Here is a 16,203-nt window from a genome sequence, read left to right as displayed (position 1 = left end):
TGTTATATATGTCCGGGAGCACATATATTGCCATACAGTACAACAAACAGAAGTGGATATAAAGAGTATAAAAGCTGCGGTGAACATTGTGCTGAATGCCAATATCTTTCAAAATGCACAGAAAGCAAGGATCATATAAAACTGATCACACGTCATGTATGGGAAGAATATATGGAAGTGGCAGAAGACATTCGGCACACGATAGGAAACAGACAGATCTATCAGTTAAGAAAAGAAACCATAGAGAGGATATTCGGTACAGCGAAAGAACAACATGGATTTCGATATACGCAGTATGTAGGAAAGGCGCGGATGGAAATGAAAGCCGGGCTTACTTTCGCATGCATGAATCTGAAAAAACTGGCAAGGATTTTGGAAAACGAGGCTGGAATACAGTCAGATTTTTGTTGATTTTGAAAAAAATAAAAAGAAAAGAAGTTTTAAAAGAAAAATGGTGCTGGGCATAATCCCCAACACCAAGTTTGTCTACAGTCTGAGACACAGCATTAAGCTGTGTCTTATTTTTTTGCCCTGTGGTATAATGAGTCTATCTTAAATAATGAGCAAGGGAGCGTAAATTATGAACAGTATTTTTCACAGGATCAGTGTAAGAAAATATGAAGACAGACCAGTAGAAAAGGAAAAGATCATGGAGATTCTGAGAGCGGGAATGCAGGCACCGAGTGCTTGTAATCAGCAGCCATGGGAATTTTATGTGGTTACGGATAAAGAAAAGATCCAGAAACTGTCTAAAGTAACACCATATACCGGCTGTGCAGCAGGAGCGCCTGTAGTTATCGTCCCTGTGTATCATACAGAAGGGCTTATAGCACCATCTTTTGTACAGATCGACATGGCGATCGCGCAGCAGAATATCTGGCTGGAAACAGATGCCCAGGGGCTTGGAGGCGTATGGTTTGGCATTGCACCGGTGGAAGACCGCATGGAAGAAGTACACAGACTGCTGGATCTTTCAGAAAATGTAAAAGTATTTTCCATGTTTGCACTGGGCTATCCGGCAGAAACAAGACCTCAGCAGAATCGATTTGCGCCGGAAAGAATACACTTCATCGAACAATAAAAAATAACACGGATAAAAGAGAAGGAGGAAATTCATGCAGGATATTTTAGTTGTAGTAGACATGCAGAATGATTTTATCGATGGCGCTCTTGGAACAAAAGAGGCTGTCACAATCGTTCCCAAAGTAGAAGAGAAGATTCGAAATTTCAAAGGAACAGTTCTTTTTACACGAGATACCCATGAAACATGGTACCTGGATACCCAGGAAGGAAAGAAGCTTCCGATACCACACTGCATCCGGGATACAGAAGGCTGGCAGATCAGAAGAGAATTGGACGATTTGCGAAAAACAGAACCGATTGATAAGGAAACCTTTGGCTCTACAGATCTGGCAGCTGATCTGGTGGCAATGAACATTGATGATGAGATAGGAAGTATTACATTTGTTGGTCTCTGCACAGATATCTGCGTGATCTCCAATGCACTTCTGGCGAAAGCAGCTCTTCCGGAAGTGCCGATCACAGTAGATGCTTCATGCTGTGCAGGAGTGACCCCGGAAAGCCACGAGAATGCACTGAAGGCTATGGAAATGTGCCAGATAGATATTGTCAGATAAAACTACCAGATTAGAATTATGAGTTTTCATAACAGATAGAAAGAGAACAACCAACATGAACGACAAAATAGTAGTATGCATACAAAAAGGCGGGCAGAGGGATCAGGCGGAGTCTTTTGCTCGGCGGACGGGGAGTGTGATCGCGGATAAGCCGGGGAAGGAACTGACAGTACTGTTTGATTCGAAGGGTGTTTCCCTGACAGGATATGGACTGACTTATCAGGGGGATTTTGAGAATATGCTCCACCGCGTCACGAATGGACGGCTTCAGCACGAAATGCTGGTCCGCGCCGCCAAATCGGAGAAAGAAGGGCGCAGGGCTATCGATGCAACTGCCGGTATGGGAGAGGATGCTTTTCTTCTGGCAGCGCAGGGATATGAAGTGACTTTGTATGAGCAGAATCCTGTAGTTGCCATACTTCTGAAGGATGCACTGCGTCGTGCGAAGAAACATCCAGTGTTAAAGGATATCGCCGCCCGGATGAAACTTGTCGAGGGCGACAGCGTAGAATGCATGTCCAAACTGTTGGACCCGGTAGACGTGATCTATCTCGATCCCATGTTCCCGGCAAGACAGAAATCCAGCCTTATCAACAAGAAACTCCAGCTTATCCAGAAACTGGAACCGCCGTGCTCCGAAGAAACAGACCTCTTCGATGCCGCAATCAAAGCCGCCCCGGACAAGATCATCGTCAAACGCCCTCTGAAGAGTGAATTCCTCGCCGGAAGGAAACCTTCCTATACCCTCAACGGCAAAGCCATCCGCTACGACTGCTATACCCTGTAAACGGTGACGTAAAGCTACAAAAATTATTACCAAACTTCCAATAACCAGTAGCTTTTATCAGACAAAACCGCTATACTGGATTTATAAAAAAAACAGGGAGGTTTTTGCTATGCAGGAAGTATTTGTTGAATCTTTTGACGCAACAAAATTATTCTTCAACAGGGAACTGGTCGAGGATGCCAGAGCTGCGATCGTCATTGTTCACGGTCTTTGCGAGCACCAGGGACGTTATGATTACTTTGCGGAGAAACTTCATCAGGCAGGGATCAGCACGTATCGCTTCGACCACAGAGGCCACGGCAGATCCGAGGGCGAGAGAACCTATTACAGCGATTTTAACGAAATCCTCGACGACACCAATGTATTCGTAGACCTTGCCATCAAAGAAAATCCGGATATCCCGGTATTTCTCCTCGGTCACAGCATGGGCGGCTACACCGTTTCTCTCTACGGAGCCAAATATCCGGACAAAAAACTCCGCGGTATCATCACCAGCGGTGCACTGGTTAAGGACAACGGCAAACTGATCACATCCGTAGACCGAAATCTGGATCCACATACGAAACTGCCGAATGAACTGGGCTCAGGGGTGTGCTCAGTCAGGGAAGTCGTAGACTGGTACGGCAAAGATCCATACAACACCAGCACTTTTACAACAGGACTCTGCTACAGCATCTGCGACGGTCTGGACTGGTTTGCTGACAAGATGAAAGACTTTGCATATCCGGTTCTTATGATGCACGGCGAAAAAGACGGCCTGGTAAGTGTTCAGGATACCATGGATTTCTTCGCAACAGCAGCATCCAAAGACCGCCAGATGAAGATATACGGAGGACTTTTCCACGAGATCCTCAACGAATACTGCCGTGACGAAGTCATTGCAGATGTAATCGCATGGATGGATCACAGGATCTGAACAGATAAAAGAGAATTCTCGTTACAGAGAGAACAGTAATGAATTCTCTTCCTGAACATAAAGTGATTTTACAGCTTTGTGTATCATATAATGAAGGTATCATATTAAGAGGAGGGTACGCATGAAAAAGACCTTAAAAAGAATATTGGTATGTCTGATGTGCATAGTGATGTTCCAGACTGCGTTTATACCGACAAAAATTCAGGCAGCAGCAGTGAAACTGAACAAGACATCAGTTACCCTTGCTACAGGAAAGAACTACACATTAAAGTTACAGGGAACAAAGCAGAAACCAACATGGAAGAGCAGCAACACTCGCATTGCATCTGTGTCTTCAGGTGGAAAAGTTACCGCACGGAGGACAGGAAAGGCAACGATCACAGCGAAAGTTGGAAAGAAAAATTATAAATGCAACGTAACAGTCACTCCAGATTACAATCAGATCTATTACAAATATCTGGCATCTCATCATAAAGATATCAGATGGTATTATATTCTGAATGTGGATAAGACAGGTGCACCGGAGATGATTACCACTTCTTCAGGAGGTGGAACAACAAGCTACAATGTTTATACAATTTCCGGCAGCAAGGTAGTTCTGGCTGGAAGCTATGGTGCGAAAGGAATCAGTATGTCTCCACCTACAATTTCCTACGTATCCAAATATAAATGTCTGTATGCAGATGGCTGGACAAACTTCATAGGTGGAACATGGGCAAATATGTATGGAATGTCCGCTAAGAAGCTGGTATTAAAATATCATGCAAGAGAAGCGCACAGCAGAGGAGATTCCTATTACTATGGCAGGACAGACAGCAGTGCAAAGAGAGTATCCAAAGCTGCATATATAAGATACTATAATACGTATTTTAAAAACCACAAAACCTATAAAATGAAGGCAAATAATAAGTAACCACAAAACAAAATACAAATTTCATTTATACTTCAGGTATTCCGATCTGCCAAAGCAGAAGAATACCTGAAGTATTTTTTGTAAAAATTTAAATTTTTTGTAAATGATTTCACATCCTGTTTCATAAACCATTTCACTTAAGCAACTGCTAAAAATTGACAATTCCAATAAGAGAGAGTTATACTTATTCTTAGGATTTCCTGTGTAGATAAATCTACATTTGTACTGATGAATGCACGTAGTGCTTTGGGATTGCCAAATGCTTTTTCAGGATAACTTAAAAGAACTACCGCATTTTCTATGCCGTTGAGGTTTCCCTTATATCGGTACACATAATATTTTCGTTTATTGACTGTCACAAGGTCAAATCCATTATGTGTGGTGGACAATTCGGCAGCCAGTTCACTGAGTTTCTTTTTCATTTCTGATGGATACAGCAGACGGTTTGTTTTCAAAGCACCAATGGTATGGAACCCTTTTTGTGCAAAGGTATTGATTATTTTTTCAGAAACATACCAACAGTCACAAAGGAAATAAGACATTACTGGTGGAACAGGCAGTTCCTTTGCGATGTTTTGGACAATGTCAATTTTAGAAATTGATTTATTGTACATTACAAAAGCATAATTCAGGACAATGCCATTGCAGGAAAGCATGACAGCAACTGCCTGATGTCCATAATCCTGTTTTTTCTTTAAATGGGACTGGTGAAAGTACGCATCTTCAATTGGATGTAATGCCCGTGACAAAGGCTTAGTCTTTGAAGCTATCGTATCATCCACAATGCAGAAAACAGGATTTCCGGTACGTGCAGCTTCTGAATAAATAATCTCAATGACAGGCTGTTTTAATGCATCTGAAAGTAATGAATCATCCCATTTCCCGGAATTAAGGAAATGAGCAATCGTAGTTCTGTGGCAGGAGCTGTTTTTAGCAAAATCCGTGGTTTTTCCATGGTATCCTGAGATAAAAATGCTGATCAGGATACTCATAAGATGATTTATGACCCGGTTCGAATAGAATTTGCATAAATTTAATTTCTTAAACTGGTTGTATATGAATGACGAATGATGTATAGTATTTGCGAGAGGCACCTTCTTTCTTGTGAATGTTGCAAATGTTTGTTTCGTCACTTTCATTATACAACATAATCAGATTTAAGGTGTCTTTCTTTTATGCAAAATCACGAACTTGCTCATTTATAGAATATAGAAAAAATAAAAACAGTCTGATGATACAGGCTGTTTTTTTACGAAATAAATAGATAAGAGAGGTGTCTGCGATGTTTTCAAAGACCAGGAACAGAATGACAGAGGAACATTATGAGAAGGAGATCGGGCGACTTCGGACAGCGCTTGAGGAGGCTGATGCAGTTGTGATCGGTGCCGATGCGGGACTATCGACATCGGCAGGATTTACGTATGCAGGAGAAAGATTCCGGGCACATTTCTCAGATTTTGCGGCGAAATATGATTTCTCGGATATGTATTCCGGCGGTTTTTATCCGTATGAGACGCTGGAAGAATACTGGGCGTACTGGAGCCGTTATATCTATATCAACCGTTACATGGATGCACCGAAACCGGTGTATGAGAAGCTGCTGGAACTGGTGCGGGACAAGGACTATTTTGTGCTGACAACGAATGTAGATCACTGTTTCCAGAAGGCAGGATTTGATAAGAAACGACTGTTTTATACACAGGGGGACTATGGACTTTTTCAGTGCAGCGAGCCGTGCTGTCAGGAAACTTATGATAATGAAGAGCTCGTCTGTGAGATGGTACAGCAGCAGAAAGATATGAGGGTTCCAACAGAACTCGTCCCACACTGCCCGTACTGTGGAAAGCCGATGACGATGAATCTTCGGGCTGACAATACCTTTGTGCAGGACGAAGGCTGGCATCAGGCAGCAGAGCGGTACTCCAATTTCCTTCGTACACGCGACGGATTAAAGACACTTTATCTGGAATTAGGGGTCGGGTATAACACACCAGGGATCATCAAGTATAGTTTCTGGCAGATGACACTTAAGAACCATCAGAACACCTACGCCTGCCTGAACTACGGCCAGGCCGAATGCCCAAACGAGATCCGAAGCCAGGCGATCTGCATCAATTCTGATATAGGAGAAGTGCTGGAGAGGATTTAAAAATAACTGAAAAGAGGAAAAAACCATCATGAAAAATTATAAATTACTGACACCTGGACCACTGACAACTACCGATACGGTAAAGAAATGCTGTTTGACCACTGCACCTGGGATGATGATTACAAAGTATCACTCAGGAGATCAGAAAAAAACTGCTGGAACTTGCACATGTATCTGAGGATGAATACACTGCCATTCTGATGCAGGGAAGCGGTACTTTTGGTGTGGAATCTGTACTTACCAGCGTGATCGGAGCAGACGAGAAACTCCTGATCTGTGCAAAGGGAGCATACGGAGAACGTATGGAGGATATCGTAAAACATGCCGGGATCGACTATACGATCTACCATGAAAAATACGACAGAGTGCCGGATGCAGGCAAGGTAAATGAGATCCTGAAGAACGATCCTGCCATCACACATGTATCCATGGTCCACAGTGAGACAACCTCTGGAATCCTGAATGATATTGAGTCTGTCGCAAAAGTAGTCAAAGAAAATGGACGTACTATGATCGTAGATGCAATGAGCAGTTTCGGTGGTGTGGATATCCCGGTCGGAGAATGGGGAATCGACTTTATCATCAGCAGTGCAAACAAATGCATCCAGGGCGTACCGGGATTTTCCTTCATCATTGCAAACAAACAGAAACTGATCGAATCCAAAGGCAAAGCAAGAAGCCTTTCTCTTGACCTCTATGACCAGTGGGAGACTATGAACAAGGATGGCAAATGGAGATTTACTTCTCCGACACATGTAGTTCTTGCATTTTATCAGGCATTAAAGGAGATGGAAGCAGAGGGAGGAATCCCTGCAAGACATCAGAGATATGTGGAAAATAACCGTCTTCTGATCGAGAAAATGAAGGAACTTGGCATCCGTCCATACATCGACGAGGAGCATCAGGGACCGATCATCACAACCTTCTTCTATCCGGAAAATGCAAGCTTTTCCTTTGCAGATATGTATCAGTATATCAAAGAACGCGGCTATGCGATCTACTCTGGAAAAGTAACAGAGGCAGACACTTTCCGGATCGGAAACATCGGAGAAATCTACAAAGAAGACATCCTGAAAGTTTCAGAACTTATCAAAGAGTTTCTGGAACAGAACAGATAAAAATAAGTGAGGAAAAGCAAAATGAGTACATATAAAGCAGTAATTTTTGACTGGGCAGGCACAACTGTAGACTATGGATGCTTTGCACCGGTGCAGGCATTTGTAGAAGTGTTCTGTCATTTCGGAATCGAGCCGACCATGGAAGAAGTAAGAAAACCGATGGGAATGCTGAAGCGTGACCATATCCGCACCATGCTCCAGATGAAGAGGATTTTCGGTCTTTGGAAAGAAAAATACGGAGCTGACTGGACAGAAGATGACGTAGAAAAACTTTACTCTCTGTTTGAGGAGAAACTTCTGGGAATCCTCGATCAGTTTGCAGAAGTAAAGCCATATGTTCTGGAAACGATAGAGGAACTGAGAAAGAAAGATATCAAGATCGGTTCCACAACCGGTTATACCGACAAGATGATGGCGATCGTGACCGCCAAAGCAAAGGAAAACGGATACGAGCCGGATGCATGGTTCAGCCCGGATTCCACAGGAAATGTGGGACGTCCGTACCCATATATGATCTTCAGAAATATGGAAGCATTAAAGATCCAGTCCGTGAAAGAAAAATTCATCGATGCAGGCGCGGATGAAGTGATCCTGAATATGAAGGAACTGACGAAATTATTGTGAGATTTTCCTATCCTATAAAACATCTTCCGGGATATTGTCAGCGGAACTCCATTCCGGAAGCAGTTTCTGTCAGTACATGGTGGCGAATGGAATGTTTGGCCTGACAGAAATGAAAGATCAGCTGAAATGCAAAACGGCTGTTTCCATGGTTATGGCAGGAGTGGGAGTCATAGAATTGATGATCATAAATCTATTTTTATAATAATGCCTTCATACTTATTTTCGAATATTCATTCACATAAAGGGGTTGTTGCTGCAAAGATGAGAGATCATTTTTGCGGCAGCAGCCCCGATTTCAAGAGTTTTATTGGCTTGATATGAACTTACTATAATTTGAACCAACCAGTTTAGAGTAATTTTATTGACTTGTTATGTATTTGCTATAGTTTAAGCCAATTAATTCCGAGATTTTGGTGGACTTTATTTGTACTTATCTGTTTGCTAGTCATTTATAGCCTGAAATTTGGATGGTCTAATTTGCCATTACTTTTTCCAAGGTCATTAAAGGATAGCAAAATAAAGCAAAACCGCCGCCAGGCAGATGTTCCTATCTGTTTCTGGCAGCGGTTTTATTTATGGATTGAATGGTTTAGCAGATCACAATGATCTGAATTGGAGGTTTTTTACTGGATCGGCTCGAAATCTACAGCACCGTGTTTGCACAGCGGGCAGATGATGTCTTCCGGGAGTTCGTCGCCTTCGTAGATGTAGCCGCAGACTTTGCAGACAAAGCCTTTCTTTCCTTCGGTCTGCGGTTTTGGTTTGACGTTGTTCTGGTAGTAGGTGTAGGTCATGGTCTCCTGGTCGCTCATGACACGGGCTTCGGTGACACTGCAGATGAACATGCCATGGGTTCCGAGGTCAACATATTGCTCTACCTTGAGGGACATGAATGCGTTGATGTATTTGTCCAGGAATACAAGTCCGTTGCCGGAACGGTTGACTTTCTGGCCTGCGAATTTGTCAGCAGTTCTGCCGGACTGGAAACCGAATCTTTCGAAAACAGAGAACGGTGCTTCGACGGACAGGCAGTTTACATTCAGGACACCAGTCTGCTGGATCACATGGTGAGAGTAGTTGGCTTTGTTGATGTTGACTGCTACACGGTACGGGTTATCGGTCAGCTGGGTAACAGTGTTTACGATCAGTCCGTTGTCACGTTTTCCATCGTTGGAAGTCACAACATAGAGACCGTATCCGATACGGAAAAGTGCAGACATATCATTTTTGTTTGCGAGAGTATCGTTCTTGGCGATATATTCTTTGCAGAGTTCATCGGTCATTGCCTCGATCTCTTTTCTGTTTTCTTCTTTTACAGCGGACCAGATGTGGACGTTGTTCTTTAACCAGTCGATCTTTTTGCACGGAGCCATCATTTCTTTCATGACTTTGGCTGCCAGAGGAGCCCAGGAGCCGTTTTCGATGATTCCTACCGTGCGGTTCTGGAAATTATGCTCTACCAGTCTGGTGATAAAGTCATTCATGAACGGATAGATGCTCGCATTGTAAGTGGTGGTTGCAAGGACCAGTTTGGAATAACGGAAAGCGTCGCTGAGAGCCTGGGACATATCGTCTCTTGCAAGGTCATAGACGAGAACCCGCGGACATCCTTTGGATTTGAGTTTTTCTGCAAGGAGATATACAGCGTCTCTGGTGTGACCATATACGGAAGTATAGGCGATCACGATTCCGTCTGTCTCCGGTGTGTAGGAGGACCAGGTGTCATAGAGTCCGATATAATGGCCAAGATCTTCAGTGAGTACAGGACCATGAAGCGGACAGATCTTCTGGATATCAAGTGTTGCGGCAACTTTGAGAAGCGCCTGAACCTGTTTTCCGTATTTTCCTACGATACCGATGAAGTAACGTCTTGCTTCGTCATCCCATGGCTCCTCTACATCGAGCGCACCGAATTTGCCGAAACCGTCTGCGGAAAACAGAACTTTTTCTGTGCTGTCATAAGTCACCATAACTTCCGGCCAGTGTACCATCGGAGCAAAGACAAAAGTAAGCTGATGGAATCCAAGAGAAAGTGTACCGCCGTTTTCTACTTCGATCTTGCGTCCCTCGAGGTCGAGATCAAAGAAGTTCTGGATCATGTTGAATGCTTTTTTGTTGGAAACAACTGTGGTGTCCGGATAAACTTTGAGGAAGTTTGCCACGTTTGCTGCATGGTCCGGTTCCATATGCTGAACGATCAGGTAATCCGGTCTGCGTCCGTCGAGGATCTGCTGGATATTGTCGAGCCATTCATGTGTGAAGTTGGCATCTACGGTATCCATAACCGCGATCTTGTCATCCAGGATCACGTAAGAGTTGTAGGACATTCCGTTCGGAACCTTATACTGTCCTTCAAAAAGGTCAACCTGATGGTCATTTACACCTGCGTATCTGATAGTATCTGTGATCTTCATATTTCGTACCCTCCAATTTGTTATGAGTTTTATGTAAAACGTTTTTTGTATCCTTGACTTTGTTAAAAGTATAACAGAATACAGAAGAGAATTCTGTTGCAAAAGTCACAAAAATGCTCTTAATTGAGAAAAATTATGTTATAATAATGGAAAAACAATGGAAAGAGATGAGGGGAAAAATGGAGCACATCACACTTTTTACAGATATTCTGCCCGAAGAACAGGAAAGAATGCGTGTCTGTTTTCATGCAAGGGAAATGACGTTCCGAAACGGAGAAACCATCATGGAATATTCAAACTCCATGAAAAAGATCGGTCTGATCCTCTATGGCAGGGCGATACTTTACTGCTGTGACACCGAGGGAAATGAGTACATGATCGATGAACTCAATAAAGATGCCGTTTTTGGTGAGCCGTTTCTGCTTCCGACGGATTCACAGCATTATTATGTCCGTGCGGCGCAGGAGACCAGGATCATGTTTATCGACTACGAGCATGTGATCAGACGCTGCGACCAGGCATGCCACCATCACAGCCAGATGGTCAGCAATCTGTTGCAGCTTACTGCAATCCAGTCCCGACAGCAGAATGAGCGGATCTACATGCTTTCCAGATCCAGTACACGTAAGAAACTGATAACCTATCTCAATACACTTTCCGCAGAAAAACACAGCAAAGACCTCACACTTCCTATGTCCTATACCGCACTGGCACAGTATTTAAGTGTCGACCGCAGTGCCATGACGAGAGAACTTAAGAACCTCGAAGCCGAGGGGATCATAGAGAAAAACGGAAAGCAGATCCATATGATTTGACACAGGCAGAAGAGGAAGAGTATACTGAAAACAGTATATTAAATGAGTAGGAAAGAAATGAAAAATTTTATTAAAAAACTGTGCCCGCTGTTTCTTGGACCTGTCCTGCTGACCGGGATTGCACAGAGTATTCTGGCGTCGGATGAGCGTACAGATCTCATGATAGGCTGTGATGAATATAAGCCATATAATTACTTTGATGAAAATGGCAATCTGGTAGGAATTGATGCGGATCTTGCACAGGAAGCTTGTCATCGGATGGGGTATGAGCCCGTTTATGAATATAACCTATTTCCGATGCCAGAGTCATCGATTATTTTAGATTCTGGGCATCGGATCTAGCACGCAGCATATTTTCCGATGCGAAAAAGATAGTCTGGCATGTCTGCGGATCATGTAGACACTTATTTTGATTTTTCTTCCAGAAAATCATACGCGAACTGTGCGTACATTGCGGCTCCGCGTTTGAGGACGGATTCATCCACAGTGTAGTGGTCGTTGTGGTTTTTTGCGGTGAAACCAAGTTCTTTATTCTGGCTTCCGACGAGACCGAAAACGGCGGGAACTTTCTCCATAAAGTAGGCGAAATCTTCGCTGATCATCATCTTCGGAAAGGGTTTCAGAGCGTCCGGACCGTACATTTTGGTGGCGGCGTTTCTTGCGATCTGGACGAGATCTTCGTGTTCATTGATGAGCGGAGCTGGAAAATATTCAAAGGTAAGAGTGGCCTTTGCTCCCATAGAATCGGCTGTGTTTTCGACGATCTTGCGGAGCAGAGGCTCTGTTTTTTTACGCATTTCCGGGGAGTGGGTGCGGGTGGTTCCCTTCATAATAACTTTGTCAGCGAGGATGTTAAAACGCTGGCCGCCGGTGATCTTGCCGACGGTGACGACAAGCGGATTCAGTGGGTCGTTCATGCGGGAGACGATAGCCTGGATCTCTGTGATGATATGAGCCGCAGTCAGGATCGCATCAACCCCCTGATGTGGAGTAGAGCCGTGAGCAGAAATTCCTTCTACTTCAATGCGGAAATTATCGCAGCTTGCCATGCGCGGACCAGTCTCAAAATTCATATAAGGCGCATCGAGATCGCCCCAGATATGTGTCCCGTAAATGGCATCCACATCATCCAGAAAACCGTGTTTTACATAGTATTCTGCACCGTGGCAGGACTCCTCAGCAGCCTGAAAAATGATCTTTACATTGCCTTTTAAGTGCTTTTTCCGGGACGTCAGCATGCGGATTCCGCCAAGGAGCATTGCGATATGGCAGTCATGTCCGCAGGCATGCATGACACCTGGATTCTGGCTGCAGAAAGACAGGCCTGTGTGTTCTTCGATGGGAAGGGCATCGATATCTGCACGGAGCGCGACCGTCTTACTGTCAGGTGTACTTTTTCCACCCTCGATCATTGCCCAGAGACCGTTGTAATCCGGGTAAAAATGTGGTATAAGACCCATTTCTTCCAGGCGTTTTCCAATCGCCTGAGTCGTATTTTTTTCTTCAAAAGAAAGCTCTGGATGTGCATGAAAATAGCGGCGCTGTTCAATGATCCAGGTCTCATTTTGTTCTGCCATATCTTTAAAATTCATAGTCAAAATCCTTTCGTAAAAGTATGATGCAAGGTAAAAATATTCTTATGATAATCAATCAGGCCATCGCTTTTCATTCTGCTAAGTTCCTTGGAAAGAGCACTCCGGTCGAGGCTCAGATAGTCGGCAAGCTGCTGACGATTGAGTGGGATTTCGATGCGGTTACTGCCCTGAAGTTCTGCCTGATAGGAGAGATAAGAGAGCAGTCTTCCACGGATCTTTTTGGATGAGGTGTGCAGGATACGGCGGGAGAGAGTGAGGTTTTTGCGGGCACTGATGATGACAAGATTCTGGATCAGGCGTGTGTAATTTCCCTTTCCGCTGGAGGCAAGACGGAAGATTTCCGGGACATTTACAAACAAAATTTCCGTATCTTCCGTGGCGATCACGTCCACCATCATCGGCTCTCCAGGCACACAGGCATAAGCCTCGGCAAAAACTTCTCCGGGTTTGACCAGCCCCAGGATACTGGTATTTCCCCAGATATCATTATTCTCGATCTGGGCAGTACCAGACAGCACGATCCCAATATTCGACACCGGTTTCCCGGCAGTATAAACCGCCGAATCCCGAACAAACCTCCGGGTAGAAGCCCGAAGCCTACGTAAGAGCTCCTCTGTTTCGGAAGGCGTATATCCGCGAAATAAAGAAGTCTGGGAGATGAGAGAGAAATCCATAAACAGTCACTCCTGAAAATTATTTGTTTTAATTGTAAGCATATTCTGGCAACAGGTCAAGGAATGATTCTGCAAAACATTTTAATCCATGAGTTCTGCAGAAAAGTTGTAGATATTTTTAATTCCGTTGTCATAACCACGGAATTTCCCCCCTCATTCCAGTATCCTGTACTCAACAGGTGAGAACACCTGCGATACCGAGTCAGAGATACAGACAAAATGAGGAGGAATTTTTTTATGATCAGAAGGATCATTCAGATAGATGAAGAAAAATGCAACGGATGCGGAGCGTGTGCGGCGGCTTGCCATGAGAGCGCGATTGGCATGGTTGACGGAAAGGCGAAACTCCTTCGCGATGACTACTGTGACGGCCTGGGCGACTGCCTCCCGGCATGTCCGACCGGCGCGATCACATTTGTGGAGAGAGAAGCAGCGGCGTATGACGAAGCAGCCGTTCTCGCGAACCAGAAAAAAGCTACAAAATCACAATCCCAGCTCCAGCAGTGGCCGGTACAGATCAAACTTGTTCCGACAAATGCACCGTATTTCGACGGCGCGAAACTCCTGATCGCGGCAGACTGCACCGCTTACGCCTACGCAAACTTCCACGAAGATTTTATCAAAGGCAGGATCGTCCTGGTAGGCTGTCCGAAGCTGGATGCCGCAGACTACAGTGAAAAACTTGAAGAGATCATCCGAAACAACAATATCGCCAGCGTAACCATTGTCCGCATGGAAGTTCCATGCTGCGGTGGTCTGGAAATGGCAGCCAAAAAAGCCCTCCAGAACAGTGGCAAATTCATCCCATGGCAGGTAACCACCATCTCCGTGGATGGAAAGATCCTCGACTGATTTTTTATTCATAAAAATAAGAAGGAACATTGGACAAATCGGCACACACGATTCCACAGGTGATGCCATGGTAACTGTCCTCGAAGGAGTCGGCGAATTCACCGTAGGCGGTGTAAAATACCAGTGCAAAGCAGGCGAAGCAATCGTAATGCCAGCCAAGATCCCACACGCAGTATATGCAGTAGAGGCATTCAAAATGCTCCTGACCGTAGTTTTTCCACAGAAATAAGATTCACAACTTACCGGCAGACCGCAAATCTGCCGGCTTTTTTTCTGCAAAGGCTTGTTCATGAGAGCTGATAGAACATTATCCCGACTACCGCGTGACAAAAACGGTCTGACATGCACAAATGTTGGATAAAAGGTATAAATAGTGACAAACTCATTGAAAATTTTGAAGAAATTTCGTATAATATGACATAGATAAATTTACAAAAATACCCAAAACGATAAACAGGGGAGGAAAATCCCATGGCAAAGACAATAACTATCTGTTTTACCAACAACAAAGGCGGCAGCGGCAAATCCACGACCTGCTCAAACCTCGGCGCAGCCATGTCACGCGCCGGAAAGAAAGTTCTGCTGGTTGACGGTGACATGCAGCTGAATCTTTCACTGGCAGTTTTTCCAGAGGACTGGGTTCTGGAGCACGCCCAGGGAGAGAAGAATCTCTACCATGCAATTGGTAAACAGGAAGACCTGACAGACTACATCGTACACACACCGTACGAAAGTCTTGATCTGATTCCGTCATCTACGCTGATGAGTTCCATCGAGTACGAACTTTTTACCAAATGGCAGCGAGAATTTATCCTGAAGAAATGTATCCAGAAAATCAAGGATTCAGGCGTTTACGATTATATTCTCATCGATGCACCGCCAACCCTCGGCGGATGGGTCATGAACATTTTGTGTGCATCCGATAAGGTAATCATTCCTGTAGAGGCAAGCCCATGGGGAATGTTCGGACTTGCAAATATGTTTGAATTTCTGGGCGAAGTTAAGCAGATCGCACCAGATCTCGAAGTTGCGGGTATCGTAGTGACCAAAGTCGACACTCGCAAGAATTATTTTAAACAAACCATGGAAACTTTGCATCAGCTGGACAATATTCATGTATTTGACAACCTGATCCGCGTTGACAGTACCATTGAATGGTCTCAGGACAACAGCATTCCGGTTGTAGAATACAAGAAATCCAGCAGAAGCGCGAAGGAATATACAGAATTAGCCAGGGAGGTAATGGATTATGTCAGTAGGTAAGGACAGCATTCTGCGTGCTGCAAACGCAGAAGCCAAAAACACAGAAACAAAAGCAGAACCAGTAAAACCAGCAGAAGAAGCAAAAGCTCCGGCAGAAGTCAAAGAAGCACCAAAGGCAGAAGCTAAAGAACCGGCAGCCAAAAAAACTCCTGCCAGAAAACCGAGAGCAACAAAGGCAAAAGCCACAACAGCCAAGAAAGCAGCACCAAAGAAAACCACAACCCGCAAAAAATCCGTAAAAACTTCCGTTCTCACACCAGAGAATTCAGAAGAACTTCAGAAAGCTTTTGTCAAGGACAGAACACCGGAAGAAGTACAGGGTTCTGTTCAGGTAAATGAAGAACTTCCGGTTTATCTTCTGTAATCTCATGTAAAGATATCGAAAAGAGCTAAATAAAACGAAATCAGGTTTCCACACGACAGATAACATTGTGCGAAAACCTGAT

At 44.3% G+C, this 16,203-nt stretch carries 16 protein-coding genes and 3 pseudogenes; 15 read left to right on the top strand and 4 right to left on the bottom strand.

Features of this window, described 5'->3' with window-relative positions; genetic code table 11:
- From WMO75_RS12400 to WMO75_RS12375, 6 genes and pseudogenes are all read left to right on the top strand, one after another.
- Positions 1-467 (top strand): annotated as a pseudogene (locus WMO75_RS12400) (transposase); the annotation flags it as partial.
- A 113-nt stretch (positions 468-580) separates the two neighbouring features.
- A complete protein-coding gene (locus WMO75_RS12395) occupies positions 581-1,081 on the top strand; it encodes a nitroreductase family protein (protein ID WP_349078115.1) in 501 nt (166 codons plus the stop codon).
- Positions 1,082-1,115: 34 nt separating this feature from the next.
- Positions 1,116-1,637: a cysteine hydrolase family protein gene (locus WMO75_RS12390; RefSeq protein WP_022214192.1), complete on the top strand. Its 522-nt coding sequence runs from the start codon at positions 1,116-1,118 to the stop codon at positions 1,635-1,637.
- A 55-nt stretch (positions 1,638-1,692) separates the two neighbouring features.
- A complete protein-coding gene (locus WMO75_RS12385; RefSeq protein ID WP_299319531.1) occupies positions 1,693-2,424 on the top strand; it encodes a class I SAM-dependent methyltransferase in 732 nt (243 codons plus the stop codon).
- Positions 2,425-2,533: 109 nt separating this feature from the next.
- The gene (locus WMO75_RS12380; RefSeq protein WP_118253560.1) at positions 2,534-3,340 is read left to right on the top strand and encodes an alpha/beta hydrolase; all 807 of its coding nucleotides are present in this window, start codon (positions 2,534-2,536) and stop codon (positions 3,338-3,340) included.
- Positions 3,341-3,461: 121 nt separating this feature from the next.
- Complete coding sequence (locus WMO75_RS12375; protein ID WP_022214195.1) at positions 3,462-4,253, top strand: Ig-like domain-containing protein; 792 nt, start codon at positions 3,462-3,464, stop codon at positions 4,251-4,253.
- 137 nt (positions 4,254-4,390) lie between these two features.
- Here WMO75_RS12375 and WMO75_RS12370 read toward each other — a convergent pair whose 3' ends face one another.
- Positions 4,391-5,245, bottom strand: a complete 855-nt coding sequence (locus tag WMO75_RS12370) for a transposase (protein ID WP_349078114.1) — start codon at positions 5,243-5,245, stop codon at positions 4,391-4,393.
- A 290-nt stretch (positions 5,246-5,535) separates the two neighbouring features.
- On the opposite strand from WMO75_RS12370, the gene WMO75_RS12365 reads away from it, so the two are divergent.
- The 3 genes and pseudogenes from WMO75_RS12365 to phnX all read left to right on the top strand — a co-directional run bounded on the left by WMO75_RS12365 (position 5,536) and on the right by phnX (position 8,144).
- Positions 5,536-6,402, top strand: a complete 867-nt coding sequence (locus tag WMO75_RS12365) for an SIR2 family NAD-dependent protein deacylase (RefSeq protein ID WP_349078113.1) — start codon at positions 5,536-5,538, stop codon at positions 6,400-6,402.
- A gap of 28 nt (positions 6,403-6,430) precedes the next feature.
- A pseudogene (locus tag WMO75_RS12360) lies at positions 6,431-7,520 on the top strand (2-aminoethylphosphonate--pyruvate transaminase).
- A 21-nt stretch (positions 7,521-7,541) separates the two neighbouring features.
- Positions 7,542-8,144, top strand: coding sequence for a phosphonoacetaldehyde hydrolase (gene phnX, locus WMO75_RS12355; protein ID WP_349078112.1), 603 nt, complete (start codon positions 7,542-7,544; stop codon positions 8,142-8,144).
- 623 nt (positions 8,145-8,767) lie between these two features.
- Here the strand turns inward: phnX and WMO75_RS12350 are convergent.
- Positions 8,768-10,558, bottom strand: a complete 1,791-nt coding sequence (locus WMO75_RS12350) for a flavin reductase (protein WP_022213847.1) — start codon at positions 10,556-10,558, stop codon at positions 8,768-8,770.
- A gap of 179 nt (positions 10,559-10,737) precedes the next feature.
- On the opposite strand from WMO75_RS12350, the gene WMO75_RS12345 reads away from it, so the two are divergent.
- Positions 10,738-11,373 carry a Crp/Fnr family transcriptional regulator gene (locus WMO75_RS12345; RefSeq protein WP_118699172.1) on the top strand — a complete coding sequence of 212 codons (636 nt, stop codon included), beginning with the start codon at positions 10,738-10,740 and terminating at the stop codon, positions 11,371-11,373.
- 57 nt (positions 11,374-11,430) lie between these two features.
- Positions 11,431-11,715, top strand: a complete 285-nt coding sequence (locus tag WMO75_RS12340) for a transporter substrate-binding domain-containing protein (RefSeq protein WP_227222766.1) — start codon at positions 11,431-11,433, stop codon at positions 11,713-11,715.
- Between the two features lie 62 nt (positions 11,716-11,777).
- On the opposite strand, the gene WMO75_RS12335 is transcribed toward WMO75_RS12340, so the two are convergent.
- Both WMO75_RS12335 and WMO75_RS12330 read right to left on the bottom strand, forming a co-directional pair.
- Entirely contained in the window at positions 11,778-12,965 is a 1,188-nt protein-coding gene (locus WMO75_RS12335; protein ID WP_349078111.1) for a M20 family metallopeptidase, read from the bottom strand.
- Positions 12,966-12,967: 2 nt separating this feature from the next.
- Positions 12,968-13,642: a Crp/Fnr family transcriptional regulator gene (locus WMO75_RS12330; protein ID WP_118699169.1), complete on the bottom strand. Its 675-nt coding sequence runs from the start codon at positions 13,640-13,642 to the stop codon at positions 12,968-12,970.
- Positions 13,643-13,879: 237 nt separating this feature from the next.
- Between WMO75_RS12330 and WMO75_RS12325 the strand changes: the two genes are divergently transcribed.
- The 4 genes and pseudogenes from WMO75_RS12325 (at position 13,880) to WMO75_RS12310 (ending at position 16,121) form a co-directional block, all read left to right on the top strand.
- Entirely contained in the window at positions 13,880-14,494 is a 615-nt protein-coding gene (locus tag WMO75_RS12325) for an ATP-binding protein (RefSeq protein WP_022213857.1), read from the top strand.
- A 34-nt stretch (positions 14,495-14,528) separates the two neighbouring features.
- Positions 14,529-14,723 (top strand): annotated as a pseudogene (locus tag WMO75_RS12320) (cupin domain-containing protein); the annotation flags it as partial.
- 242 nt (positions 14,724-14,965) lie between these two features.
- A complete protein-coding gene (locus WMO75_RS12315) occupies positions 14,966-15,757 on the top strand; it encodes a ParA family protein (RefSeq protein ID WP_118699167.1) in 792 nt (263 codons plus the stop codon).
- Positions 15,744-16,121, top strand: coding sequence for a hypothetical protein (locus WMO75_RS12310; protein ID WP_349078110.1), 378 nt, complete (start codon positions 15,744-15,746; stop codon positions 16,119-16,121). The genes WMO75_RS12315 and WMO75_RS12310 overlap by 14 nt, the downstream gene beginning before the upstream one ends.
- The last annotated feature ends 82 nt before the right edge of the window (positions 16,122-16,203 follow it).

Origin of the sequence: Blautia intestinihominis (assembly GCF_040096655.1) — a bacterium.
Lineage (GTDB): Bacteria > Bacillota > Clostridia > Lachnospirales > Lachnospiraceae > Blautia_A > Blautia_A intestinihominis.
Note: the sequence above shows the minus strand (reverse complement) of the source record. Positions and strands in the feature narration are given on the sequence as shown.